Origin of the sequence: Streptomyces zinciresistens K42, assembly GCF_000225525.1 — a bacterium.
In the GTDB taxonomy this organism is placed as follows: domain Bacteria; phylum Actinomycetota; class Actinomycetes; order Streptomycetales; family Streptomycetaceae; genus Streptomyces; species Streptomyces zinciresistens.
In genome coordinates, this window is the sequence record NZ_AGBF01000029.1 from 1 (window position 1) to 23,672 (window position 23,672).

Annotated in this window: 24 protein-coding genes; 9 read left to right on the forward strand and 15 right to left on the reverse strand. The window is 73.7% G+C overall.

Going from position 1 to position 23,672, the window contains the following annotated elements; translation table 11 throughout:
• Positions 1 to 158: 158 nt before the first annotated feature.
• Positions 159 to 1,424, forward strand: coding sequence for a class I SAM-dependent methyltransferase (locus SZN_RS12045; protein ID WP_078508544.1), 1,266 nt, complete (start codon positions 159 to 161; stop codon positions 1,422 to 1,424).
• A gap of 212 nt (positions 1,425 to 1,636) precedes the next feature.
• Here SZN_RS12045 and SZN_RS12050 read toward each other — a convergent pair whose 3' ends face one another.
• Entirely contained in the window at positions 1,637 to 2,746 is a 1,110-nt protein-coding gene (locus SZN_RS12050) for a LacI family DNA-binding transcriptional regulator (RefSeq protein WP_007494699.1), read from the reverse strand.
• 122 nt (positions 2,747 to 2,868) lie between these two features.
• Here SZN_RS12050 and SZN_RS12055 point away from each other — a divergent pair, with 122 nt between their 5' ends.
• Positions 2,869 to 5,181 (forward strand): beta-xylosidase/alpha-l-arabinosidase, encoded by a 2,313-nt coding sequence (locus SZN_RS12055; protein WP_007494702.1) that lies wholly within the window; start codon positions 2,869 to 2,871, stop codon positions 5,179 to 5,181.
• A 69-nt stretch (positions 5,182 to 5,250) separates the two neighbouring features.
• Here the strand turns inward: SZN_RS12055 and SZN_RS12060 are convergent, their stop codons facing one another.
• From SZN_RS12060 to tsaB, 4 genes are read right to left on the reverse strand one after another with little or no spacing between them, the layout of a single operon-like run.
• Entirely contained in the window at positions 5,251 to 5,514 is a 264-nt protein-coding gene (locus tag SZN_RS12060; RefSeq protein ID WP_007494704.1) for a hypothetical protein, read from the reverse strand.
• On the reverse strand, positions 5,511 to 6,617 hold the full coding sequence (gene tsaD, locus SZN_RS12065; protein ID WP_007494706.1) for a tRNA (adenosine(37)-N6)-threonylcarbamoyltransferase complex transferase subunit TsaD: 1,107 nt from the start codon (positions 6,615 to 6,617) through the stop codon (positions 5,511 to 5,513). The genes SZN_RS12060 and tsaD overlap by 4 nt, the downstream gene beginning before the upstream one ends.
• Positions 6,610 to 7,107: a ribosomal protein S18-alanine N-acetyltransferase gene (rimI, locus tag SZN_RS12070; RefSeq protein ID WP_043730205.1), complete on the reverse strand. Its 498-nt coding sequence runs from the start codon at positions 7,105 to 7,107 to the stop codon at positions 6,610 to 6,612. The genes tsaD and rimI overlap by 8 nt, the downstream gene beginning before the upstream one ends.
• Positions 7,108 to 7,157: 50 nt before the next feature.
• On the reverse strand, positions 7,158 to 7,814 hold the full coding sequence (gene tsaB, locus SZN_RS12075) for a tRNA (adenosine(37)-N6)-threonylcarbamoyltransferase complex dimerization subunit type 1 TsaB (protein WP_007494711.1): 657 nt from the start codon (positions 7,812 to 7,814) through the stop codon (positions 7,158 to 7,160).
• Positions 7,815 to 7,927: 113 nt separating this feature from the next.
• Here tsaB and SZN_RS12080 point away from each other — a divergent pair, with 113 nt between their 5' ends.
• Positions 7,928 to 8,479: a hypothetical protein gene (locus SZN_RS12080; protein ID WP_086021372.1), complete on the forward strand. Its 552-nt coding sequence runs from the start codon at positions 7,928 to 7,930 to the stop codon at positions 8,477 to 8,479.
• 127 nt (positions 8,480 to 8,606) lie between these two features.
• Here the strand turns inward: SZN_RS12080 and SZN_RS12085 are convergent, their stop codons facing one another.
• The 5 genes from SZN_RS12085 to SZN_RS12105 all read right to left on the reverse strand — a co-directional run bounded on the left by SZN_RS12085 (position 8,607) and on the right by SZN_RS12105 (position 12,861).
• On the reverse strand, positions 8,607 to 8,789 hold the full coding sequence (locus tag SZN_RS12085; protein WP_007494715.1) for a hypothetical protein: 183 nt from the start codon (positions 8,787 to 8,789) through the stop codon (positions 8,607 to 8,609).
• A gap of 141 nt (positions 8,790 to 8,930) precedes the next feature.
• Positions 8,931 to 9,443, reverse strand: coding sequence for a tRNA (adenosine(37)-N6)-threonylcarbamoyltransferase complex ATPase subunit type 1 TsaE (gene tsaE / locus SZN_RS12090; protein WP_007494717.1), 513 nt, complete (start codon positions 9,441 to 9,443; stop codon positions 8,931 to 8,933).
• Positions 9,409 to 10,653 carry an alpha/beta fold hydrolase gene (locus SZN_RS12095; protein WP_007494719.1) on the reverse strand — a complete coding sequence of 415 codons (1,245 nt, stop codon included), beginning with the start codon at positions 10,651 to 10,653 and terminating at the stop codon, positions 9,409 to 9,411. Before SZN_RS12095 ends, tsaE begins: the two co-directional genes overlap by 35 nt.
• Positions 10,654 to 10,829: 176 nt before the next feature.
• A complete protein-coding gene (gene alr, locus SZN_RS12100; RefSeq protein WP_007494720.1) occupies positions 10,830 to 11,996 on the reverse strand; it encodes an alanine racemase in 1,167 nt (388 codons plus the stop codon).
• Between the two features lie 58 nt (positions 11,997 to 12,054).
• Positions 12,055 to 12,861, reverse strand: a complete 807-nt coding sequence (locus SZN_RS12105) for a L,D-transpeptidase family protein (RefSeq protein ID WP_007494722.1) — start codon at positions 12,859 to 12,861, stop codon at positions 12,055 to 12,057.
• Positions 12,862 to 12,982: 121 nt separating this feature from the next.
• On the opposite strand from SZN_RS12105, the gene SZN_RS12110 reads away from it, so the two are divergent.
• Positions 12,983 to 13,354 carry a holo-ACP synthase gene (locus tag SZN_RS12110; protein ID WP_043730179.1) on the forward strand — a complete coding sequence of 124 codons (372 nt, stop codon included), beginning with the start codon at positions 12,983 to 12,985 and terminating at the stop codon, positions 13,352 to 13,354.
• A gap of 84 nt (positions 13,355 to 13,438) precedes the next feature.
• The gene (locus SZN_RS12115) at positions 13,439 to 14,875 is read left to right on the forward strand and encodes a bifunctional ADP-dependent NAD(P)H-hydrate dehydratase/NAD(P)H-hydrate epimerase (protein ID WP_043730183.1); all 1,437 of its coding nucleotides are present in this window, start codon (positions 13,439 to 13,441) and stop codon (positions 14,873 to 14,875) included.
• 41 nt (positions 14,876 to 14,916) lie between these two features.
• Here the strand turns inward: SZN_RS12115 and SZN_RS12120 are convergent, their stop codons facing one another.
• Both SZN_RS12120 and SZN_RS12125 read right to left on the reverse strand, forming a co-directional pair.
• Positions 14,917 to 15,693, reverse strand: a complete 777-nt coding sequence (locus SZN_RS12120) for a hypothetical protein (protein WP_007494728.1) — start codon at positions 15,691 to 15,693, stop codon at positions 14,917 to 14,919.
• Between the two features lie 189 nt (positions 15,694 to 15,882).
• A complete protein-coding gene (locus SZN_RS12125) occupies positions 15,883 to 16,293 on the reverse strand; it encodes an ATP-binding protein (protein WP_007494730.1) in 411 nt (136 codons plus the stop codon).
• Positions 16,294 to 16,486: 193 nt separating this feature from the next.
• Here SZN_RS12125 and SZN_RS12130 point away from each other — a divergent pair, with 193 nt between their 5' ends.
• Both SZN_RS12130 and SZN_RS12135 read left to right on the forward strand, forming a co-directional pair.
• Entirely contained in the window at positions 16,487 to 17,326 is an 840-nt protein-coding gene (locus SZN_RS12130) for a helix-turn-helix domain-containing protein (RefSeq protein ID WP_007494732.1), read from the forward strand.
• A gap of 8 nt (positions 17,327 to 17,334) precedes the next feature.
• Positions 17,335 to 17,556, forward strand: coding sequence for a DUF397 domain-containing protein (locus SZN_RS12135; RefSeq protein WP_007494734.1), 222 nt, complete (start codon positions 17,335 to 17,337; stop codon positions 17,554 to 17,556).
• On the opposite strand, the gene glmS is transcribed toward SZN_RS12135, so the two are convergent.
• Positions 17,517 to 19,364, reverse strand: coding sequence for a glutamine--fructose-6-phosphate transaminase (isomerizing) (glmS, locus tag SZN_RS12140; protein WP_007494735.1), 1,848 nt, complete (start codon positions 19,362 to 19,364; stop codon positions 17,517 to 17,519). The genes SZN_RS12135 and glmS overlap by 40 nt on opposite strands.
• 174 nt (positions 19,365 to 19,538) lie before the next feature.
• Here glmS and coaA point away from each other — a divergent pair, with 174 nt between their 5' ends.
• Positions 19,539 to 20,528, forward strand: coding sequence for a type I pantothenate kinase (gene coaA / locus SZN_RS12145; RefSeq protein ID WP_007494736.1), 990 nt, complete (start codon positions 19,539 to 19,541; stop codon positions 20,526 to 20,528).
• A gap of 16 nt (positions 20,529 to 20,544) precedes the next feature.
• Positions 20,545 to 21,486 carry a DUF389 domain-containing protein gene (locus tag SZN_RS12150; RefSeq protein ID WP_007494737.1) on the forward strand — a complete coding sequence of 314 codons (942 nt, stop codon included), beginning with the start codon at positions 20,545 to 20,547 and terminating at the stop codon, positions 21,484 to 21,486.
• A 68-nt stretch (positions 21,487 to 21,554) separates the two neighbouring features.
• Here SZN_RS12150 and glmM read toward each other — a convergent pair whose 3' ends face one another.
• Together glmM and rpsI are read right to left on the reverse strand one after the other, a co-directional pair.
• On the reverse strand, positions 21,555 to 22,913 hold the full coding sequence (gene glmM / locus SZN_RS12155) for a phosphoglucosamine mutase (protein ID WP_007494738.1): 1,359 nt from the start codon (positions 22,911 to 22,913) through the stop codon (positions 21,555 to 21,557).
• A 234-nt stretch (positions 22,914 to 23,147) separates the two neighbouring features.
• The gene (gene rpsI, locus SZN_RS12160; protein ID WP_007494739.1) at positions 23,148 to 23,672 is read right to left on the reverse strand and encodes a 30S ribosomal protein S9; all 525 of its coding nucleotides are present in this window, start codon (positions 23,670 to 23,672) and stop codon (positions 23,148 to 23,150) included.

The window sequence follows — 23,672 nt, forward strand, 5'->3', positions numbered from 1 at the left end:
CCGGCGCGCAGCCCGCGGCGAGGGCGGCGGCGGTGAGCACGGCGAGGACTCCGTGAACCCGGGCGCCCGCGACGGCCCGGCCCGCGGCGGCCCGTGCGGGGCGCCGCCCCGGGGGCGTCCCCTTGCGGTCTTTTTTGTCATTTTGTACTACAAGTCGCATGGAGCCGGATCCTGGCAGGACACCGCCCCCGGGCCGGGTCGACAGCGCCGCCGCGGGGCGCACCATCCACCGACTGGCCGACAATGACCCGGTGAACGACCACCTCGCCGACTTCTCCGTGCTGCTGACCCCCGAGGGCCGCGCGCTCCTCGACACCGTGCGCGACACCGACCCCGCCGACGAACTCGCCGTCGCGACCCGGCTGCGCCGCGCGCACCCCGCCGCGCTGGTCTCGGCGGCGCTCGGCCAGGCCCGGCTGCGGCAGCGGGCCGCGGCCAAGTTCGGGGCGGCGGACGCCGGGCGGATGTTCTTCACCCCGAACGGCGTCGAGCAGTCGACCCGCGCGAGCGTGGCCGCGTACCGGGCCGCGCGGATGCGGGAGCTGGGGATCGCCTCGGTCGCCGACCTGTGCTGCGGGATCGGCGGCGACGCCATCGCGCTGGCCCGGGCCGGCATCCGGGTGCTGGCGGTGGACCGCGACCCGGTGACGGCGGCGGTGGCCCGCGCCAACGTCGAGGCCCTGGGGCTCACGCGGCTGGTCGAGGTGCGCGAGGCCGACGTGACCGAGGTGCACACCGGCGGCACCGACGCCGTGTTCGTCGATCCGGGCCGGCGCGGCGGCCGCGGCCGGATCTTCGACCCCGAGGCGTACTCGCCCCCGCTGTCCTGGGCCGTCGAGGCCGCCCGCAGGGCGCCCCGCGCCGCCCTGAAGATCGCACCGGGCGTCCCGCACGAGGCGATCCCCGCCGACGCCGACGCCGAGTGGATCTCGGACGGCGGGGACGTGAAGGAGGCGGTCCTGTGGTTCGGGACCGACCCGGGGGCGGTGCGGGCCACCCTGCTGCCGGGGCCGCGGACCCTGCGCTCGCGCGGGCTGCCCGACCCCGCGGTCCGTCCCGTCGGGCGGTACCTGTACGAGCCCGACGGGGCCGTCATCCGCGCCCACCTGGTCGCCGAGGCCGCCGAGGAGCTGGACGGCGGGCTGATCGACGCCACCATCGCCTACGTCACGGCCGACGCCCTGCGCCCGACGCCCTACGCGACCGCGTACGAGATCACCGACCGGCTGCCCTTCAACGTCAAGAAGCTCAAGGCACTCCTGCGGGAGCGCGAGGTGGGCACGCTGACCGTGAAGAAGCGCGGGTCGGCCGTCGAACCGGAGGAGCTGCGCCGCAAGGTCAAACCGCAGGGGCCGCACGCGGCGACGGTCTTCCTGACCCGGGTGGCCGGGGCACCCACGATGCTGATCGGCCGGCCCGCCTAGTGCTCCGTCCGCGCCGCGTTCCGTAGCGGACAGGAACGTACGTCCGCATTACGACGGCCAGGACGCCAGGGAGCGTTTTCTTCAGGAATTCTCAGACTTCTCACCAGCGCCGCGCCCGCGGTCCCGTTGCGCGCCCCGGGGAGGGAGGCGGACGGGGACGGGACACGGCCGGACGCCGGAACCGGTCGAGCTCGGCCGAAAGTTTCGGAAGGTCAGCCGACTTCCTTCGGCGGCGGCGCGGTACTGCTGCGGACCACCAGCGAGGTCGCCAGCTCCACCCGGGTCGCCGCCGGCGCCCCCTCCTGCCGGGCCAGGTCGAGGACCAGCCTGGCCGCGGCCTCCGCCATCTCCGTCAGCGGCTGCCGTACGGTCGTCAGCGGCGGCCCGACCCAGCGCGCGACCGGCAGATCGTCGAAGCCGACCACGCTCAGGTCCTCCGGGATCCGCAGCCCGAGTTCGCGGGCGGCCTCGTACAGTCCGAGCGCCTGGAGGTCGTTGCCCGCGAAGACGGCGGTCGGCCGGTCCGGGCCGCGCAGCAGCTCCAGCCCCTGCCGGCGGCCGGTCTCGTGGTGGAAGTCGCCGGGCCTGACCAGGCCGGGCTCGACCGGCAGTCCGGCGGTCTCCAGGGCGGCGCGGTAGCCGTCGGCGCGGGCGCGGGCGCACATCATCCGCGACGGTCCGGTGATCGCGCCGATCCTGCGGTGGCCCAGCTCGACGAGGTGACGGGTGGCGGCGAGCCCGCCCTGCCAGTTGGTCGCGCCGATGGACGGCACGTCCGCCCCCGGGTCGCCCGCCGGGTCCATCACCACGAACGGGATCGAGCGGCTGGTCAGCAGGGCGCGCTGGGCACCGTCCAGACCGGACAGTACGAGGATGACGCCGTGCGGGCGGCGGGCGGCCACCTGGTCGGCCCAGGTCCTGCCCGGGGTCAGACGGCCCGCGCTCTCGCTGAGCACGACGCTGAGCCCCGCGTCCCGGGCGACGTTCTCCACGCCCCGGATGACCTCCATCGCCCAGGCGCTCTCCAGTTCGTGGAAGACCAGGTCGATCAGGGGGGAGCGGCCGGACTCGGCCCGGCGGCGCCGGTAGCCGTGGGCGCGCAGCAGTTCCTCGACCCGGGTGCGGGTGGCCGGGGCGACGTCGGCGCGGCCGTTGAGGACCTTCGAGACGGTCGGGGCGGAGACGCCGGCCTCCCGGGCGATCTCGGCCAGGGTCGCGGTCCGGCCCGCCGCCGTCGCCGCCGCGGCCGTCCGGGTCTCCGGCGGGGCCGTCCGGGTCGTCGGCGCTGCCGTCCTGGATTCAGCGGGCTCACGGGCTGTCATGGCGGCGATCGTATCCCTGTGCGGCCTCTTGACGAACCCTTCTCACCCCGCCTAGGTTCCGGAACATTCGAGATCTTCAACGAAACATTCGCGAGTGGGCATTCGGCCCCGACAGGAGTTTCATGACCGCCGCCCCCTGGCGCGACCGGGCTCTGCCCGCCGCCGCCCGTGTCGACGACCTCCTCTCCCGGATGACCCTGCGGGAGAAGACCGCCCAGCTGTACGGCGTGTGGGTGGGCGCCGCCACGGACGGCGAGGGGGTCGCCCCGCACCAGCACGAGATGGCCGACGCCGTCGGCGCCTGGGACGAGCTGATCACCCAGGGGATCGGCCAGCTCACCCGCTCCTTCGGCACGGCCCCCGTGGACCCGGACGTGGGCGCCCGCGCGCTCGCCCGCGCCCAGCGCCGGATCGCCGCGGCGGGCCGCTTCGGCATCCCGGCGGTGGCCCACGAGGAGTGCCTCGCGGGCTTCACGGCCTGGCGGGCCACCGCCTACCCGGTGCCGCTGGCCTGGGGAGCGAGCTTCGACGCGCCGCTCGTCGAGGAGATGGCCCGGCGCATCGGCGAGGACCTGCGCGCGGTCGGCGTCCACCAGGGCCTCGCACCGGTCCTGGACGTCGTACGCGATCCGCGCTGGGGCCGGGTCGAGGAGACCATCGGCGAGGACCCGTATCTGACCGGCACGATCGGCGCGGCCTACGTCCGGGGGCTCCAGTCGGCCGGAGTGGTCGCCACGCTCAAGCACTTCGCCGGATACGCCTCCTCGGCGGGCGCCCGCAACCTCGCGCCGGTGCGGGCGGGCGTGCGGGAGTTCGCCGACGTCACGCTCCCCCCGTTCGAGATGGCGCTGCGCGAGGGCGGGGCGCGCTCGGTGATGGCGGCGTACACCGAGACGGACGGCGTACCCGCGTCCGCGGACCCGGCACTGCTGAGCGAACTCCTGCGCGGGGAATGGGGTTTCACCGGGACGGTGGTCGCCGACTACTTCGGCGTCGCCTTCCTGCGGACGCTGCACCGCGTGGCCGGTACGCCCGCCGAGGCCGCGCACGCCGCGCTGGCGGCCGGCGTCGACGTGGAGCTGCCGACCCTGGACTGCTACGGGGAGCCGCTCCTTGAGGCCGTGCGGGCCGGCGGGGTCCCCGGGGAACTGGTGGACCGGGCGGCCCGCCGGGTCCTGCTCCAGAAGTGCGAACTCGGCCTGCTGGACGAGGACTGGACGCCGGAACCGGCCGCCGGGCCGATCGACCTGGACCCGCCCGCCAACCGCGCGCTGGCCCGCCGGCTGGCCGAGGAGTCGGTGGTGCTGCTGGACAACCCGGCCGGGCTCCTGCCGCTCTCCCCCGACGCCCGGATCGCGGTCGTGGGGCCGCGCGCGGCGGACGCGCTGGCGATGCTGGGCTGCTACTCCTTCCCCTCCCACGTCCTCCCGCACCACCCCGGGGTGCCGGCGGGCATCGCGATCCCGACGCTCCTCGACGCGCTGCGCGCCGAACTCCCCGACGCCAAGGTGACGTTCGCCGAGGGCTGCGGTGTCTCGGACCCCGGCGCGGCCGGTTTCGCGGCGGCGGTGGGCCGGGCGTCGGAGGCGGACGTGTGCCTCGCGGTGCTGGGCGACAGGGCGGGACTGTTCGGGCGGGGCACCTCGGGCGAGGGCTGCGACGTGAGCGACCTGCGGCTGCCCGGTGCGCAGGGCGACCTGCTGGACGCGCTGGTGGCGACGGGCGTCCCGGTCGTCCTGGTCCTGCTGACCGGCCGCCCGTACGCGCTGGGCCGCTGGGACGGCCGGCTCGCCGCCGTGGTCCAGGCGTTCTTCCCGGGCGAGGAGGGCGGCCCGGCGGTGGCGGGGGTGCTGTCGGGCCGGGTCACCCCGTCGGGGCGGCTGCCGGTGAGCGTGCCGCGCGAGCCCGGCGGGCAGCCGTGGACGTACCTCCAGCCGCCGCTGGGTCTGGCGGGCGAGGTCAGCAGCCTCGACCCGACCCCGCTGTTCCCCTTCGGGCACGGGCGGTCCTACACCCGCTTCGCCTGGGAGGACTTCCGCGGGCCGGCCGCGGAGATCGCCACGGACGGCGGCTGCGACCTCTCGCTCACCGTCCGCAACACCGGGGAGCGCGCGGGCGCCGAGGTCGTCCAGCTCTATCTGCACGACCCGGTGGCGTCGGTGACCCGGCCGGACGTCCGGCTGATCGGCTACCGGCGCGTGGAGCTGGCTCCGGGCGAGGCGTGCCGGGTGGGCTTCGGCTTCCACGCGGACCTGTCGGGGTTCACGGACCGCACGGGCCGCCGCGTCGTCGAACCCGGCGACCTGGAACTGCGCCTGGCGGCCTCCTCCGCCGACGTGCGGCACACCGCCCGTCTCACCCTGACCGGCCCCCACCGCACCCTCGGCACCGACCGCCGCCTGCTCTGCCCGACGACGGCCCGGCCGCAGGACTGAGCCACCCGGCCGCCGCCCGCTCCGCCCCGGGGACGGCGCAGCCCGGGGACCGGCTGCCCCGCGGCTGGCTCAGCCCGGGGACGTGGACACCGACTCGAATCGCCAGCGGTGCACCGCGCGGGTGATCAACTCCGGTGCCGGGTCGGGGAGTTCGGGGAGTTCGGCGTCGAGGTCCGCGTCCCACCAGGTGATGACGAGGACCCGGTCCCCGGGCGCGCGCAGGGTCTCGCGGCGCAGGGGCCGCCGCGGCAGCTCCTGCGCCCCGGCCCAGGCGAGCAGGTCCGCTCCCCCGCCCCGGACCGCCCGCGCCTCCCACATCAGCGCGACCGTCACGAGTACAGGTTCTCCTTGCCGGCCTCGTGCGCGTGGTCGTGTCCGTGGCCGGTGCCCGGCACATGGGTCTCGGTCACCGGCAGCGAGGAGTCCGCGGACAGGTCCCAGGAGGACGCCGGGCGGTTGCGGGCGACCATCTCCGCGCCGAGCGCGGCGACCATCGCGCCGTTGTCCGTGCAGAGCTTCGGCCGCGGCACGCGCAGCCGGATGCCGGCCGCCTCGCAGCGCTCCCGGGCCAGCGCCCGCAGCCGGGAGTTCGCGGCCACGCCGCCGCCGATCATCAGGTGGTCGACGCCCTCGTCCTTGCACGCGCGCACGGCCTTGCGGGTCAGCACGTCGACGACGGCCTCCTGGAAGGACGCCGAGACGTCCCGTACGGGCACGTCCTCGCCCGCCGCGCGCCTGGCCTCGATCCAGCGGGCGACGGCCGTCTTCAGTCCCGAGAAGGAGAAGTCGTACGCGGGATCGCGCGGGCCCGTCAGTCCCCGGGGGAAGGCGATCGCGTTCGGGTCGCCCTCGCGGGCGTAGCGGTCGATGACCGGGCCGCCGGGGAAGCCCAGGTTCAGCACCCGGGCGATCTTGTCGAACGCCTCGCCGGCCGCGTCGTCGATGGTCGCGCCCATCGGCCGTACGTCGGAGGTGATGTCGCTGGACAGCAGCAGCGAGGAGTGGCCGCCGCTCACCAGCAGGGCCATCGTCGGCTCCGGCAGCGCGCCGTGCTCCAGCTGGTCCACGCAGATGTGCGAGGCGAGGTGGTTGACGCCGTAGAGCGGCTTGCCCAGCGCGTAGGCGTACGCCTTCGCCGCCGACACCCCGACGAGCAGCGCGCCCGCGAGGCCCGGACCGGCGGTGACCGCGATGCCGTCGAGGTCGCGGGCGCTGACCCCCGCCTCCTTCAGGGCGCGGTCGATGGTCGGGACCATCGCCTCCAGATGGGCCCGGGAGGCGACCTCCGGCACGACACCGCCGAAGCGCGCGTGCTCGTCGACGCTGGAGGCGATGGCGTCGGCGAGCAGCGTGGTGCCGCGGACGATGCCGACGCCGGTCTCGTCGCAGGAGGTCTCGATGCCCAGGACCAGGGGTTCGTCCCGCGGGTCAGCCATTGATCTCTGTTCCTTGTGCGGAGGTGTCACCCGCGGCGCCGGCGCCGTCGGGTGCTGTCGTCAGTCGCATCACCAGGGCGTCGACGTTCCCCGGCTGGTAGTAGCCGCGCCGGAAGCCGATGGCCGCGAAGCCGAAGCGCTCGTAGAGCTTCTGCGCGCGGACGTTGTCCACCCGGCACTCCAGCATCACCTGGGCGCACTCGAAGGCCGTGGCGGCGTGCAGCAGTTCGGTGAGCAGCCGGCCGCCGAGCCCGGTCCCCCAGTGGTCGCGGGCGACGGCGATGGTCTGGATGTCGGCGAGGTCCCCGGAGGAGGCGAGGCCGGCGTAGCCGACCAGCCGCCCGTCGTTCTCGGCGACGACATAGCGCCGGGTGGCCTCGGACCCGCGCGCGTGGGCCAGTTCGGACCAGAACATGCCCCGAGACCAGGCGTCCTCGGGGAAGAGGTCCTTCTCCAGCGTCAGCACGCGGTCGATGTCCCACCAGCGCATCTCGCGCAGCGGCGGGCCCGCGGGAGGAGCGGGTGTCGTCTCGGGTCCGGTCACTTGGGGGTGACCACCTTGTAGTTCTTGGGGACCTGGGCGTCGGGCCGGCGCAGGTACAGCGGCCGGGGCGCGGGCAGTTCCTCCCCCGCCGCCAGCCGTTCGGCGGCGAGCGCGGCGAGGGCCGCCGCCGACACGTGCTCGGGCTCGTGGGCGCGCGGGAAGGTCTCCGGGTACAGCAGCGCGCCCGCGCCGACGGCGGGCAGTCCGGCGACCTCGGCGGCGATGTCGGCGGGCCGGTCGACGGCCGGCTCGCTCAGCCGGGTCCGGGAGTCGGCGTAGCGCGCCCAGTACACCTCCTTGCGCCGGGCGTCGGTCGCGACGACGAACGGGCCCTTCTCGATGTCGGCGGCGTAGGCCAGGGCGTCCAGCGTGCACAGGCCGTGCACGGGGACGCCGAGGACGAGCCCGAAGGTGTCGGCGGTCATCAGTCCGACGCGCAGACCGGTGTAGGGGCCGGGGCCGACGCCCACGACGACTCCGGTGACGGCGTCGAGTGTCACACCGGCCTCGGTGAGGACCCGGTCGACGGCGGGCAGCAGCAGCTCGCCGTGCCGGCGTGCGTCCACCTGGCTCGACGAGGCGATGGCGTCCGTGCCGTCGTGGAGCGCGACGGTGACGGCGGGGGTGGCGGTATCCAGAGCGAGCAAGAGCACGCAAACAGCCTACGGCGCCCCGGCCCCCGGAAGCGCCGACCCGGTCGGACGCGTGACGGCTGCTACGGTCGGCCGTGATCACGGCGGACCCGGCGGACGCGGAGGTGGTGACGGTGGCGGGCAGCAGCTCGGGATTCGTGACGGGCCTGATGGCGGCCGCTCTCGCGACCGTCGGCGTGCTCACCTTCCAGGCGTCGGCGAGCGTGCCGCCCGACCTCGGACGGCGCTCCGGCGACTCACCCGGTGTGAGTACGTCCAAGGCGCCGCGTGACCGCGAGGACCCCCGCGCGCTGCCCGCGGGATCCGGCTCGGGAGAGCGGGTCGTGTACTCGGTGGACGACGACCGGGTGTGGCTCGTCGAGGCGGGCGGCAAGGTCCGGCGGACGTTCCGGGTGGCGCCCGGATCGGTCGATCCGGTGCCGGGCCCCTACGTCGTCGGCTCCCGCTCCAGCAGCGTCACCGGCTCCGACGGCCTGCCGGTCGAGCACGTGGTCCGCTTCGCGGAGGTGGAGGGCGTGACCGTCGGCTTCAGCGCGAAGGTCCCCGGCGCGACGCCGCAGCCGGACCCCACCGCGCGCACGGGCGGCATCCGGGAGTCCCGCGAGGACGGCGAGGCCATGTGGGAGTTCGCCACGATCGGCCGCTCGGTCGTCGTGATCCGCTGAGTCGTCCCCTGAGTGATCCGCTGAGCGGTCGGCGGCCGGACCCGCGCACCCGCGCACCCCGCGGACTACGCGGACCCCGCGGACCCCGCGGACCGGCGAAGGCACCGACGTCCTCGGCGCCGGGTGCCTACGCCGCCTCCCGGTGCTCCTCGGTCTGCTCCCCGGTGTGGCGCCGGGGCTCGGGCGCGGGCGGCGGGGTCGAGATCAGCTCGGCGGCGGCGTTCGCCGCCAGCAGGTCGCTCATGGACACCCCGGTGACCGGCGGGCAGGGCCGTGCCCCGCTCCGCGTGGTGTTCTGCGATGCCTGCATGGACGCCTCCTGGGCCCGGGGGCGGACGAAGTTAGGTACACCTAACTACGAACTGGGTACCATGTGACCACGCGCACGAGGGCGAACGCAATATCTTGCCGACGTCCTGTCGGAATCTCCGGGACGGCCGTCCGCGCCGGTTCAGGCCGCCAGGGCGCTCAGGTCGGCCCGCGCCCAGCGCTCGCCGAGCCCGGTCACCGTGACGTGCCGCACCTCGTCGGTGGTGTCGCCGACCGCGCGGTGGATGACGACCTGGAGCCGCTCCTCGGTCAGCTCCTCGACCTTGCCCTCGCCCCACTCCACGACGACCACCGACTCGGGCAGCGAGACGTCGAGGTCGAGGTCCTCCATCTCGTCCAGCCCGCCGGAGAGCCGGTAGGCGTCGACGTGGACGAGCGGCGGGCCGTCACCGAGGGCGGGGTGCACCCGGGCGATCACGAAGGTCGGGGAGGTGACCGCGCCCCGCACGCCCATGCCCTCGCCGAGCCCGCGGGTCAGGGTCGTCTTGCCCGCGCCCAGCTCCCCGCTGAGCATCAGCAGGTCGCCGGCGCGCAGCAGCCCGGCGAGGCGGCGGCCCAGCTCCCGCATCTGGTCGGGAGAGGTGACGGTGAGCCGGAGGTCAGCCGCGTCGTGCGGTGCTGCTGGTGCTTCCATAGCCACTAACCGTAGCCCCTGCGGGCACGGCGCCCGCCCGGGTGAGCAGGTCCGCGAGGCGGTCGGTGACCACCTCCGGGTGCTCCAGCATCACCAGGTGCCCGGCGTCCGGGACCAGGACCAGCTCGGCCTCCGGCAGCAGGTCGGCGATGGCCTCGCTGTGCTCGCTCGGGGTGACGAGGTCGCCCACGCCGGCCAGCACGAGCACCGGCATGTCGGCGAAGAGGGCGAGCGCCGCGGTCTTGTCGTGGTCGGTGAAGGCCGGGTAGAACTCCGCGACCACGTCGATCGGCGTCGCCTCGATCATCCGCTCGGCGAACCGCGCGACGGCCGGGTCGACGTCCCGGGACGAGAAGGAGTACCGCTTGATGACCCCGGCGAACAGGTCGGCGGTGGCCCGCCGGCCCCGCTCCACGAGCTCGGCCCGCTGCCCCAGCGCCTTGAGCACGCCCGGCAGCACGCGCCGCACCGCGTTCACCCCCGCGACGGGCAGCCCGAAGTTGACCTCGCCGAGCCTTCCGGACGACGTGCCGACGAAGGCGGTGGCGACGACGCGGTCGCGGATCAGCTCCGGGTAGGCGTCGGCGAGCGCCATCATGGTCATCCCGCCCATGGAGTGGCCCACCAGCACGAGCGGGCCCTCGGGGGCGGCGGCGTCGATGACGGCCTTCAGGTCGCGCCCCAGCTGCTCGATGTCGACGTGCGTGCCCTCCTCGCGCTGGGCGACGCCCCGCCCGGAGCGGCCGTGGCTGCGCTGGTCCCAGTGCACGGTCCGCACGACGCCCCGGAGCGCGGCCCGCTGGAAGTGCCAGGAGTCCTGGCTGAGGCAGTAGCCGTGGCTGAAGACGACGGTGACGGGGGCCGGTGACTTGCGGCCGAAGAGGCGGCGCCGGCGCGGACCGAGGGCGGGGGCGGCCTCGGGATCGACGTCGTCGACCTCGTAGTACAGCTCGGTGCCGTCGTCGGCGTACGCCTTGCCGGGGGTGCCGCGCAGCGAGCCGTAGGGGCCTGCCGCGTCGAGGGCGAGGCGGGCCTTCTGCCGCATGCCGCGGCCCACCGTCATCCGCTCTATGGCGACGCCCGCCGCGGCGCCCGCCGCGATCACGCCTATCGCGGCACCGGCGATACCGGTGGCCCTGCGCCAGTTCGCGGCGGCCGCCCCCGTGGCGGAGGCGACGGCCGCGACGGCCTCCGCGCTGCTCTCGCTCACGTACCGCTCCTCTTCGCTGGGTCGGGTGGTGCCGGTGTGGCATCGGTGGTGGACGGTGCCGGACTGCGGGGCGGGGTCACCGCACGCGTTCCTCGTTCACACGAATGTACTCACTAGTAGCATCCGGGTGGGCGCACCCGCCCCGCTGCGGGTGCGCGCCGCTCTCGCGGCCGCGTCTACACGGACTCGTTCACATGGACGCGGGGGACGCGGGTGCCGATGCGGGTGACGATCTCGTACGCGATGGTCCCGGCCGCCTGCGCCCAGTCCTCGGCGGTGGGCTCGCCGTGGTCGCCGGGGCCGAACAGCACGGCCTGCTCCCCCGCCCCGGGCTCGTCGCCGCCGAGGTCCACGACGAACTGGTCCATCGCGATCCGGCCCGCGACCGTGCGCCACTTGCCGCCGACCAGGACCGGGCCCGCGCCGGAGGCGTGCCGCGGGATGCCGTCGGCGTAGCCGAGCGGGACGAGGCCGAGGGTGGTCTCGCCCGGGGTGACGTAGTGGTGCCCGTAGCTGACGCCGTGGCCGCCCGGGACCTGCTTGACCAGCGAGAGGGACGCCGAGAGCGTCATCACGGGCCGCAGTCCGAAGTCGGCGGGGACGCCCAGCTCGGGGCTGGGCGAGATGCCGTAGACCGCGATGCCGGTGCGGACCAGGTCGAAGTGGCTCTCGGGCAGGGTGAGCGTGGCGGGCGAGTTGGCGATGTGCCGCACCTCGGGCCGTACGCCCCGCCCCTCGGCGTGGGCGGTCATCTCCCGGAACAGGGCGAGCTGGGCGGCGACGGAGGGGTGGCCGGGCTCGTCGGCGCAGGCGAAGTGCGACCACAGCCCGGTGATCCGGATCAGCCCGCCGGCCTCGGCCCGCAGGGCCTCGCGGACCAGCTCGGCCCAGTCCCCGCCCGGCTGGCAGCCGCCCCGGCCGAGCCCGGTGTCGGCCTTGAGGTGGACCCGCGCGGGGAGGCCGGCCCGCCGTGCGGCGGCGGTGACCTCCCGCAGCGCCCACATGCCGCTGACGGAGACGTCCAGGTCGGCCTCGACGGCCTCCTGCCAGGGCCCGCCCGGCGTCCACAGCCAGCACATGACGCGTACGTCCGTCAGCCCGGCGGCGCGGAGCGCGAGGGCCTCCTCCGGGGTGGCCGTGCCGAGCCAGGTGGCGCCCGCCTGCACGGCGGCGCGGGCGCACTGCGGCGCCCCGTGGCCGTAGGCGTCGGACTTGACCACGGCCATCAGGGCCGCCCCCGGCGCACGGCCGCGCAGGGTCCGCACATTGGCCCGCAGGGCGGCCAGGTCGATCTCGGCGCGGGCCCGCAGGGGCGCGGTCCGCAGGGCTGCTGTCTCTGTCATCGCGCCCCCAGTGTCGCAGAGGGGTCCGGCGGCGGCGCCGGGCCGGACCCCTGACGGCCTACACGACCGGCCGGCGGCCCCAGACGTAGACCCGGTCCTCGTTCTTGAGCAGCCCCCACAGGGTGCGGGCGTGGTCCAGGCGCATGTTGACGCAGCCCATGGAGCCGACGGTGGTGTAGATGCTGCCGTAGACGCCGTGGAACGCCTGGCCGCCGCTGAAGAACTGCGAGTAGGGCATGGGGCTGTTGTAGAGCGAGGACACGTGGTCCCGGTCCCGCCAGTAGACCCGGTACCAGCCGGTCCGGGTGTCGTAGCCGGTGCGTCCGCTGCGCACGCTGACCGGGCCGAAGACGACCTTGCGGCCCTGCTGCACCCAGGTCAGCTGCCGGTCGAGGTCGACGCAGGCGACGCGGTAGGCGCGCACGGGGCACTTCTTCGCGGCGTTCGGGTGGGCGCGGGCACCGGCGAGCTGGAGGGACGCCCAGGTCACCGGGCCCGTGAACCCGATGGCGGGCTCGATGCCCTGCTTGGTCTGGAAGGCGCGCACGGCCCGGCAGTCCGCCGCGGACTGCTCGCCGTCGACGGTCAGTCCGAGTCCGCGCTCGATCTGGCGCTGGTAGGGACCGGACTCGTCGGTGCACCGGACGTCCGCGTCGGCGGGCGCGGTCTCCGCGAGGTCGTACGCGCCCTCGTCGGCCTCGCGCGGGCGCTCCCGGGCGACGGGCTCGCCCTCCTTCGGCGGCTGCGCCCGGTCCGGGGTGCCGGCCGGTTCCGGCGCGTCCGCGGCCCGGGGTGCGGGGGCGGGCGGGGCGGGGTCGGCCGAGGCGCTGCCAACGGGCAGCAGGGAGGCCGCCGTGAGCACCACGGCGATGCTCCGGCATGCGATACGTCCGCTGATCATGCGCACAGGGAAGCGTGGTGAACCCGCCGCGTGGTGGGCGCCGCGCGGCGGGGTCACCCGTACGAGGAGCCCTACAGTGCGGGTCATGAGCATCATCGGGGTCGGTATCGACGTGGCCGAGATCGACAGGTTCGACGCGGCGCTGCAACGCACACCGGGACTGGCCGAACGGCTGTTCCTCACGAGCGAGTTGCTGCTGCCCGGCGGGGAGCGCCGGGGCATCGCCTCGCTCGCCGCGCGCTTCGCCGCGAAGGAGGCGCTGGCGAAGGCGCTGGGCGCCCCGGCCGGTCTGCACTGGACCGACGCCGAGGTCTGGGTCGAGGACAGCGGGCAGCCGCGGCTGCGGGTGTCGGGCACGGTGGCGGCCCGCGCCGCCGAACTGGGCGTGCGTTCCTGGCATGTGTCGCTGAGCCATGACGCCGGGGTGGCCTCGGCGGTGGTGGTCGCGGAGGGGTAGCCCCGAGGGGGCCCGGTCGCGCCGGCGCGGGGCGGCGCGCCGCCGGACGCGACGGACCGCGCCCGGTGCGCGAGACTCGTCCCCATGCGGACTGCGTACGGCGTTGAGACGGTGAGAGCGGCCGAACGGGAGCTGATGGCACGGCTCCCGGAGGGCGCGCTGATGCAGCGGGCGGCGGCCGGACTGGCCGCGGCCTGCGCGGATCTGCTGGGGCGGGTGTACGGCAGCCGGGTCGTCCTGCTGGTCGGCAGCGGCGACAACGGCGGGGACGCGCTGTTCGCCGGGGCGCGGCTGGCGCGGCGCGGGGCCGGGGTCACGGCGGTCCTGCTCGCCCCCGGCCGCGCCCATCCGGCGGGCCTCGCGGCCCTGCGCCGGGCGGGCGGCCGTGCGGTGGGGACCGCCGCGGGCGAGGAGTTGGTCGAGAAGGCGGACCTGGTCGTGGACGGCATCGTCGGGATCGGGGGCACGGGCGGACTGCGGGCGGAGGCGGAGCCGCTGGCCGGTGCCGCCGCCCGCTCCCGGGCCGCGGTGGTCGCCGTCGACCTGCCGAGCGGGGTGGACCCCGGCACGGGCGAGGTGCGCGGGACGGCGTTGCGCGCCGACCTCACCGTCACCTTCGGCACGCACAAGCCGGGCCTGCTGATCGACCCGGCGCGCGCGTACGCCGGTGTGGTGCGGCTGGTGGACATCGGGCTCGCGCCGCCGCGGGACGCGGTGGAGCTGGAGGCGTTGCAACACGCTGACGTGGCGCGGCTGTTGCCGCTGCCCGCCGCCGAGTCGGACAAGTACCGGCGGGGCGTCGTGGGCATCGCCGCGGGCTCCTCGCGGTACCCGGGCGCGGCCGTGCTGGCGGTGGCGGGCGCGCTGCGGGGCGGCGCCGGGGCCGTGCGGTACGCGGGTCCGGCCGGGGACGCGGTGATCGCGCGGTTCCCCGAGACGCTGGTGTCCGGCGGCGGACCGCGCAGGGCCGGGCGCGTGCAGGCGTGGGTGGTCGGTCCGGGGGCCGGTGACGACGCGGCGCCCGTGGCCGAGGTGCTGGCGGCGGACGTACCGGTGCTGATCGACGCGGACGGGCTGCGGCTGGCGGACCCGGAGGCGGTACGGGGGCGGGCGGCACCGACGCTGATGACCCCGCACGCCGGGGAGGCGGCGGCGCTGCTCGGTGTCTCCCGCGAGGAGGTCGAGGGGGCGCGGCTGGCCTCGGTACGGGAATTGGCCGCACGCTACGCGGCCACGGTGCTGCTGAAGGGGTCGACGACGCTGGTGGCCGCCCCGGGGGGCGCCGGAGCGGTCCGCGTCAACCCGACGGGCACGTCATGGCTGGCGACGGCCGGCAGCGGGGACGTCCTGTCGGGACTGACGGGTTCGCTGCTGGCGGCGGGACTGCGCCCGATGGACGCGGCGAGCACGGGCGCGTACCTGCACGGCCTGTCGGCGAGGTTCGCGGCGGACGGGGCCCCGGTGAGCGCCCACGACGTGGCGGAGAACATCCCTCGGGCGTGGCGCGAGGTACGGGGCTGAGGGCCGCCGGGGCGGCCGGCGCCCCGGCCCGCCCGGCACGGTCACTCCTCGGAGAACAGCTCCTCGACCCGCTCGACACCGCCGACCCGGTCGAGCCAGTCGTCGACGCGCGGAAGGTCCGTGCAGCCGGCGATGCGCTCACGCGCCTCATCGGGGACGGCGATGCCACGCACCTCAAGGACGCGCAGAACTCCCTGCGCCTTCCCCCCGGCCTCGCCCTTCGCCTTGCCCTCCAGGTACGTCTCCTCGAACAGCGTTCCCCTGCCGGGAAAGTAGGTGGCGACCATCTTCTCCAACTCCCTCCATGTCTCCCTGGCCGGTGTGTCCTCCAGGCCAACTTCCAGAAACTCGCACCAGTACATGGCCGTGGCCTTGTCGAGGGACCGCATCCCATGGGCTATCAGCTTCAGTATGGCCGAGCTGTTCCTGCTTTCGCTGTGCACGATGGCCGCGAACGTCGCCAGTGCCGGATGCCGCGCCACCATGGACTCGTCATCGATCTCAGAAACGTTCTGCGGCCCCAGCACGAACGGTCGTGTGACCTGGGTCGGCCATGACCCCACCCGGCACTCAAAGGGTCCGGCAGCCCACGTAGCGGTGGCCCGGTTCCGGCAGACGGCGACGAGCAGCACCGGCAGGTTGAACTTCGCCCGCAGGTAGGCGACGTAGTAGGCCCAGGTGGTCTCCTTGTCGGGAGCGCGCCGGGTCTGTGCCTCGATGGCGAGAAGGAAGCTGTCCCCGTCCGCAGAATCGACCTTCAGCACCGTGTCCACGCGGCGCTCAAGCGGCTTGATCTCGGTGGTGTCGGGCGTGAGCACTTCGATGTCCGCCTTGACCGGCGGCGGAAGACCTAACGCTTCGAAGACGGGCGCGAGAACCTCCGGGTGATCCTGATCCGGTGCGAGGACTCGTGGGTGGATGTAACCATGCCTGCAACCTATTCAGGTCGAAGATCGGATGAGCGGTCGATCGATCCGGGTTCACGCTTTCGAGCGGCAACCGGGCCCTCACGCCGCCGTGGTCAGTTCGCACCACACGTACTTGCCCCGGTTGCCGTCCCTGGTCAGGGGCTGCCAGCCCCACAGGTCGGCGCAGGCCCGCACCAGCGCCAGTCCGCGGCCCTCCTCGGCGTCACCGAGGTTCGCCAACTCCGCGGGCGGGCGTGGTGGTTCGGGGTCGGCGTCCCACGCCCCGATCCGCAGCACGCCGGCCGACCAGCGCACGCGCAGCGCGGCGGGGCCCTTCGTGTGGCGTACGGCGTTGGCGACCAGTTCGGTGGCGAGGAGTTCGGCGGTGTCCACGAGGCCGATGAGGCCGTGCATCGTGAGGATCAGGCGGAGGGTACGACGGGAGACGGTGACGGCTCGGACGTCGTTCGGGACGTACAGCGTGTACTCCCAGGGTTCGCTTTCGGGCACGGCTGAACTCCGTTCGGGTGGTGGGGGGTGCGGTGTCATTGCCGCGGCCGTCGAGGCAGGACGGAGCGGTGCGCTTCCGCAGCGTGTGCTCTGCGTGACCGACAGTAGACCTAAGATTTCACCCAGAGCAAGCCGATCGCGTAACCTGACCCCGAAAGATTCACCTCAAGCGCGTTGCACCAAGGAGTAGTTGATGACGACCAGGCGCGAACCGACGGCACGTCAGCTGCGTCTGGCGACCGAACTGCGCAGACTGCGCGACGCGGCGGGACTCAAGGCTCGCGAGGCAGCGGCGCTGCTCGGCGTGAGTTCCGTACAGATCAGCCACATCGAGTCCGGCCTCACCGGCGTGAGCGAGGAGCGACTGCGCCGCCTCGCGTCCCACTACGCCTGCACGGACAAGGAGTTCGTCGACGCACTCGCCACGATGGCCACCGACCGCACGCGCGGGTGGTGGGAGGAGTACCGGGGGCAACTGCCCACGTCCTTCCTGGACCTGTCGGAACTCGACCACCACGCTCGCTCCCTGCGAAACGTGGCCACGTTGTACGTACCGGGCCTGCTTCAGACGGAAGGCTACGCCCGAGCCGTGTTCTCGGACCGGATCCCCGAACTCACCCCTGCCGAGGTCGAACTGCGGGTCGAGCACCGGATGCGGCGACAGCAGGTCGTCACCGTCCCCTACGAGGGAGTGATCCACGAGGCGGCGCTGCGCATCAGGGTCCGGGACCGTGCGACGTCCCTCGCCCAGCTCTCCCGGATCGTGGAGCTCTCCGAAGCCGACCACGTGACCGTGCGGGTGATCCCCTTCGACCTGGACGGGTTCGGCCTGGCAGCGAGCGCGATGACCTACGTGAACGGGCCCGTCGCCCAGCTGGACACCGTGGTGCGCGACGCCCCGCACGGCACCGTCTTCCTCGACTCCGAGGCTCAACTCGGTTCCTTCAGAAAGCTGTTCCGTAGAGTGGAGGCCATGTCACTCGAACCCGTACGCTCGCGTGACTTCATCCACAGGTTGGCGAATGAGCTGTGAGGTCTCCGATGATTCCCCCCGAGAGCTGGCGGAAGTCGACCTACTCTGGCGGCGGCGACGGCAACGACTGCGTCGAGATCGCCACCACCCCCACCCACACCGCCGTACGCGACACCAAAGACCCGGCCGGCGGCACCCTCACCTTCCCGGCCGGGACCTTCGCCGCCTTCCTCGACGGGGTCAAGGGCGGCTACTCCACGGTCACCGACTTCGCCAGGTTCCGCGGCTGATCGACCTCGTTGCCGCGGGCCGTCGCCAGTTCGCAGGCGAAGACCTGGAGCGGCACCGTCGCCACCAGCGGCTGGAGCAGCGTCGGCGTGGCCGGGATGCGGATCAGGTGGTCGGCGTACGGCACGACCGCCTCGTCGCCCTCCTCCGCGATGACGATCGTGCGGGCACCGCGCGCCCGGATCTCCTGGATGTTGGAGACGATCTTGTCGTGCAGGACGGACCGGCCGCGCGGCGACGGCACGACCACGACGACGGGCAGGTCCTCGTCGATCAGGGCGATCGGCCCGTGCTTCAGCTCGCCCGCCGCGAAACCCTCGGCGTGCATGTACGCCAGTTCCTTCAGCTTCAGGGCGCCCTCCAGGGCCACCGGGTAGCCGACGTGCCGCCCCAGGAACAGCACCGTGTTCTTCGCGGCGAGCGAGCGGGCCAGCTCCCGCACCGGCTCCATGGTCTCCAGGACCCGTTCGACCTCGTGCGAGATCCGTGACAGGTCGCGGACGACCGCGCCGATCTCGTCGCCCCACTTCGTGCCGCGCACCTGGCCGAGGTACAGCGCGACCAGGTAGCAGGCGACGAGCTGGGTCAGGAACGCCTTCGTGGAGGCGACCGCGACCTCCGGCCCGGCGTGCGTGTAGAGCACCGCGTCCGACTCGCGCGGGATCGTCGAACCGTTGGTGTTGCAGATCGCGAGCACCCGGGCGCCCTGCTCCCGGGCGTGCCGCAGCGCCATGAGGGTGTCCATGGTCTCGCCGGACTGGGAGATGGCGACGACCAGGGTCTGCTGGTCGAGGATCGGGTCCCGGTAGCGGAACTCGCTGGCCAGCTCCACCTCGCAGGGAATCCGCGTCCAGTGCTCGATGGCGTACTTGGCGATCAGCCCGGCGTGGAAGGCCGTGCCGCAGGCGACGATGACGACCTTGTCCAGCTCGCGCAGCTCGGCGGCGCTGATGCGGACCTCGTCCAGCGACAGCGAGCCGGCGGCGTCGATGCGCCCGAGAAGGGTGTCGGCGACCGCCTTGGGCTGCTCGGCGATCTCCTTGAGCATGAAGTAGTCGTAGCCGCCCTTCTCCGCGGCGGAGACGTCCCAGTCGACGTGGTACGGGCGGACGTCCGCGGGGCGGCCGTCGAAGCCGGTGACCCGCACCCCGTCCCGGCGCAGCTCCACCACCTGGTCCTGGCCCAGCTCGATCGCCGAGCGGGTGTGGGCGATGAAGGCGGCGACGTCCGAGGCGAGGAACGACTCGCCGTCCCCGACGCCCACCACGAGCGGGGAGTTGCGGCGGGCTCCGACGACGGCGTCGGGCTCGTCGGCGTGCACGGCGACCAGTGTGAAGGCGCCCTCCAGCCGGCCGCAGACGAGCCGCATGGCCTCGGCGAGGTCGGCGCAGGCGGAGAACTCCTCGGCGAGCAGATGCGCCACGACCTCGGTGTCCGTCTCCGACCCCAGGTCGTGCCCGCGCTCGGCCAACTCGGCCCGCAGCGCGGCGAAGTTCTCGATGATCCCGTTGTGCACGACCGCGACGCGCCCGGCGTTGTCCAGATGCGGGTGCGCGTTGGCGTCCGTGGGCCCGCCGTGGGTGGCCCAGCGGGTGTGCCCGATCCCCGTGGTCCCGGTCGGCAGCGGCCGCTCGGCCAGCTCCTTCTCCAGGTTCGCCAGCTTGCCCGCCTTCTTGGCTCCGGCGAGGCCCCCGTCCGACAGCACGGCGACGCCCGCCGAGTCGTACCCCCGGTACTCCAGCCGCTTCAGTCCGGCCATCACGATGTCGAGCGCCGACTGCGACCCCACGTATCCCACGATTCCGCACATGCGCGGCAGCCTACGACCGAACCGCGTCCGCAATCGGTCACATCCTGCCCGATTCCGGAAATTCCCACAGGGTGCGGACACCCGGAGAGCCGACGGGACGAGCGGCGGGACGCGCCGGTCACCGAGTGACGCATGCCACCCTGCCGTGTGTTCGTACTCCCGTAACAATGGACTGTGATCTCCCCGGTCTCCTCGATTCCCCGGAGCGCCCACCGGCAGCGGCCGGAGGCGACTCCCTACGTCGACCTCACCCGCTCGGAGTGGAGCGCGCTGCGCGACAAGACCCCGCTGCCGCTCACGGCGGAGGAGGTCGAGAAGCTGCGCGGACTCGGCGACGTCATCGACCTCGACGAGGTGCGGGACATCTACCTGCCGCTCTCCCGGCTGCTCAACCTCTACATCGGCGCCACCGACGGCCTGCGCGGCGCCCTGAACACCTTCCTCGGCGAGCAGGGCTCCCAGTCCGGCACCCCGTTCGTGATAGGGGTCGCCGGCTCGGTCGCCGTGGGCAAGTCCACCGTCGCCCGGCTCCTTCAGGCCCTGCTGTCGCGCTGGCCCGAGCACCCGCGGGTCGAACTGGTGACCACCGACGGCTTCCTGCTGCCCACCAGGGAGCTCCAGGCCCGCGGCCTGATGTCGCGCAAGGGCTTCCCCGAGTCCTACGACCGCCGGGCCCTCACCCGCTTCGTCGCCGACATCAAGGCCGGCAAGGACGAGGTCACGGCCCCCGTCTACTCCCACCTGATCTACGACATCGTCCCGGACCGGCGCCTGACCGTCCGCCGCCCGGACATCCTGATCGTCGAGGGGCTCAACGTCCTGCAGCCCGCGCTGCCCGGCAAGGACGGCCGCACCCGGGTCGGCCTCGCCGACTACTTCGACTTCAGCGTGTACGTCGACGCCCGCACCGAGGACATCGAGCACTGGTACCTCAACCGCTTCAAGCGGCTGCGCGAGACCGCCTTCCAGGACCCGTCCTCGTACTTCCGCAAGTACACCCAGGTCTCCGAGGACGAGGCCCTGGACTACGCGCGCACGATGTGGCGCACCATCAACAAGCCCAACCTCGTGGAGAACATCGCCCCCACCCGCGGCCGGGCCACCCTGGTCGTGCGCAAGGGCCAGGACCACAAGGTGCAGCGGCTGAGCCTGCGCAAACTGTGACGGCTACGCTGCCGTCATGCTCCACCTCCGCCTGATCACGCCGTCCGACCGGACCGACGACGTGGTCCGCCTCATCGAGCACACGGTGGGCACGACCCACCTGGCCGTCCTGCCCGGCGCCGCGCGCGACCCCGCGGGAGACCTGGTGCTGTGCGACGTGGCGCGCGAGGCGGGCGACGAACTGCTCAGCGGGCTCCGGCGGTTGGGCATCGAGGACACCGGGTCGATCGCCGTGGAGGCCGTCGACCTGTCCCTGTCGAAGCGGGCCGACCGGGCCGAGAAGGACGCCCCGGGCGAGGCGGCGGACGCGGTGCTGTGGGAGCACCTGACGGACGCCACCCACGAGGAGTCGACGCTCTCCGTCACCTACCTCGCGTTCATCACGCTCGCGACGATGATCGCGGCCTGCGGTGTCGTCCTGGACAACGCCATCCTCATCGTCGGCGCGATGGCGGTCGGGCCGGAGTTCGGCCCGCTGGCAGGCATCAGCACGGCGGTGGTCCAGCGGGCCCCGCGCCTCGCGCTGCGCTCCCTGATCGCGCTCATCGCCGGATTCGCCGCGGCCATGGCGGTGACCGTGGGCTTCAGCTGGTTCATGGACGCCCTGGGCCTGTTCTCCGAGGCCCGGTTGGAGGCGGACCGGCCCAACACGGCCTTCGTCTACGCCCCGGACTGGTTCTCGTTCATCGTGGCGGTCCTCGCCGGCGTCGCCGGCACGCTCTCGCTGACCGCCGCGAAGTCCGGCGCCCTGGTCGGCGTGGCCATCTCGGTCACCACGGTGCCCGCCGCCGCCAACGCCGCCGTCGCCCTCAGCTACGGCGACACGCGCCAGACCTGGGGCTCCACGGAACAGCTCCTGCTGAACCTGCTGGGCATCATCCTGGCCGGCGTCCTGACCCTGCTGGCCCAGAAGGCGCTGTGGTCGGCCCGGCGCCGGCGCACACGCACCGCCCCGTAGGCCGCCGTTCCGGCGGGGGGCCGCCGTTCCGGTGGGGGGCCGCGCGACCCCCGCACCGGAAGCCGCGACTAACCCAGCGCGGACTTCACGACGTCGGCCAGCCGGCCCGCGACGGACCGGGCCTGCTCGATGTCCGCCGCCTCGACCATCACGCGCACCAGCGGCTCGGTGCCGGAGGGGCGCAGCAGCACCCGGCCCGTGGCGCCCAGTTCCCGCTCGGCGTCCGCGACGGCCGCCGCGAGCTCCGCGGACGTCCCCACCCGCGACCTGTCCACGTCCGGCACGTTGATCAGCACCTGCGGCAGCCGCTCCATCACCGCGGCGAGGTCCCGCAGGGAACGCCCGGTGCGCGCGACGCGGGCCGCCAGCAGCAGCCCGGTCAGCGTGCCGTCCCCGGTCGTCGCGTGGTCGAGGATGATGACGTGCCCGGACTGCTCGCCCCCGAGGGCGTAGCCGTGCTCCTTCATCTCCTCCAGGACGTAGCGGTCGCCGACCGCGGTCTGCACCAGGCTCAGCCCCTCGCGCTCCAGCGCCAGCTTGAAGCCGAGGTTGGACATCACGGTCGCGACGACGGTCTCGGACCGCAGCACCGACCGCTCGCGCATGTCGAGCGCCAGCACGGCGAGGATCTGGTCGCCGTCCACCTCCTCGCCGGTGTGGTCCACGGCCAGGCAGCGGTCGGCGTCCCCGTCGTGGGCGATGCCGAAGTCGGCGCCGTGCTCCAGGACGGCCGCCTTCAGCGGTTCCAGGTGCGTGGACCCGCAGCCGTCGTTGATGTTCAGCCCGTCGGGCTCGGCGCCGATCGTGACGACCTCGGCCCCGGCCCGCCGGAACGCCTCCGGCGAGACCCCGGACGCGGCGCCGTGCGCCTCGTCCAGGACGATCTTCAGCCCGTCCAGCCGGTTGGGCAGCACCCCGGTCAGATGGCCGACGTACTCGTCGAACCCCTGGTCGTAGGCCCGGATGCGGCCGACCCCGGCGCCGGTCGGGCGCTGCCACGGCTCGCCGTGCCGGTGCCCCTCGTACACCGACTCGATCCTGTCCTCCAGTTCGTCGGCGAGCTTGTGGCCGCCGCGCGCGAAGAATTTGATCCCGTTGTCGGGCATGGCGTTGTGGCTGGCGGAGAGCATCACACCGAGGTCCGCGCCGAGCGCGCCCGTCAGATACGCCACCGCGGGCGTCGGCAGCACACCGACGCTGAGGACGTCCACCCCGGCGCTGGCGAGGCCCGCGACCACGGCGGCCTCCAGGAACTCCCCGGACGCGCGCGGGTCCCGCCCGACCACCGCGGTCGGCCGGTGGCCCGCGAAGGTGCCTGCCTCGGCCAGTACGTGCGCCGCCGCCACGGAGAGACCGAGCGCCATCTCGGCCGTCAGATCCGCGTTGGCGACACCACGCACGCCGTCCGTGCCGAAGAGTCGTCCCACTTGTCCTCCTGAGGAAACTTCAGTTCCGGAAGCGGAGCCGGCGCTCGCTGTTCACGCACCGCCGGTGGCTCCCGCCTCCGGGCATTCCATGCCTGGGCAACGGATCACACAAGCCTTTGAACGTCTTGTGCCGTTATACGCCCGAGGCCGGTGATAAGACGAACGCCCCGGCGGCACTGTGGCGTGCCGCCGGGGCGTTCGGAGTACCGAAGTACGGGCAGGGGCAGCTCGCGCTTAGCGCTTGCTGTACTGCGGAGCCTTGCGGGCCTTCTTGAGACCGGCCTTCTTGCGCTCGACCGCACGGTCGTCGCGCTTGAGGAAGCCGGCCTTCTTCAGCGCGCCGCGGTTGTTGTCGACGTCGGCCTCGTTCAGGGCGCGGGCGACACCGAGACGGAGGGCACCGGCCTGGCCGGAGACACCGCCGCCGGCGATGCGGGCGACGACGTCGTAGCGGCCCTCGAGTTCGAGCACCTTGAACGGCTCGTTGACTTCCTGCTGGTGCACCTTGTTGGGGAAGTAGTCCTCAAGGGTGCGACCGTTGATCTTCCACTTGCCGGAGCCCGGGACGATCCGGACGCGGGCGATGGCGTTCTTGCGGCGGCCCAGGCCGGCAGCCGGCTGGGGCTCACCGAAGCGGGACGCCATCGACTCCGAGGTGTACTCGCCCTCGACGGGCACCTCGGACTCGGTGGTGTAGCTGTCGATGTCGATGTTCTCGACGTTCTCGTCGAGCGGCTGCTCGGCAGTGGTCTCGGCCAC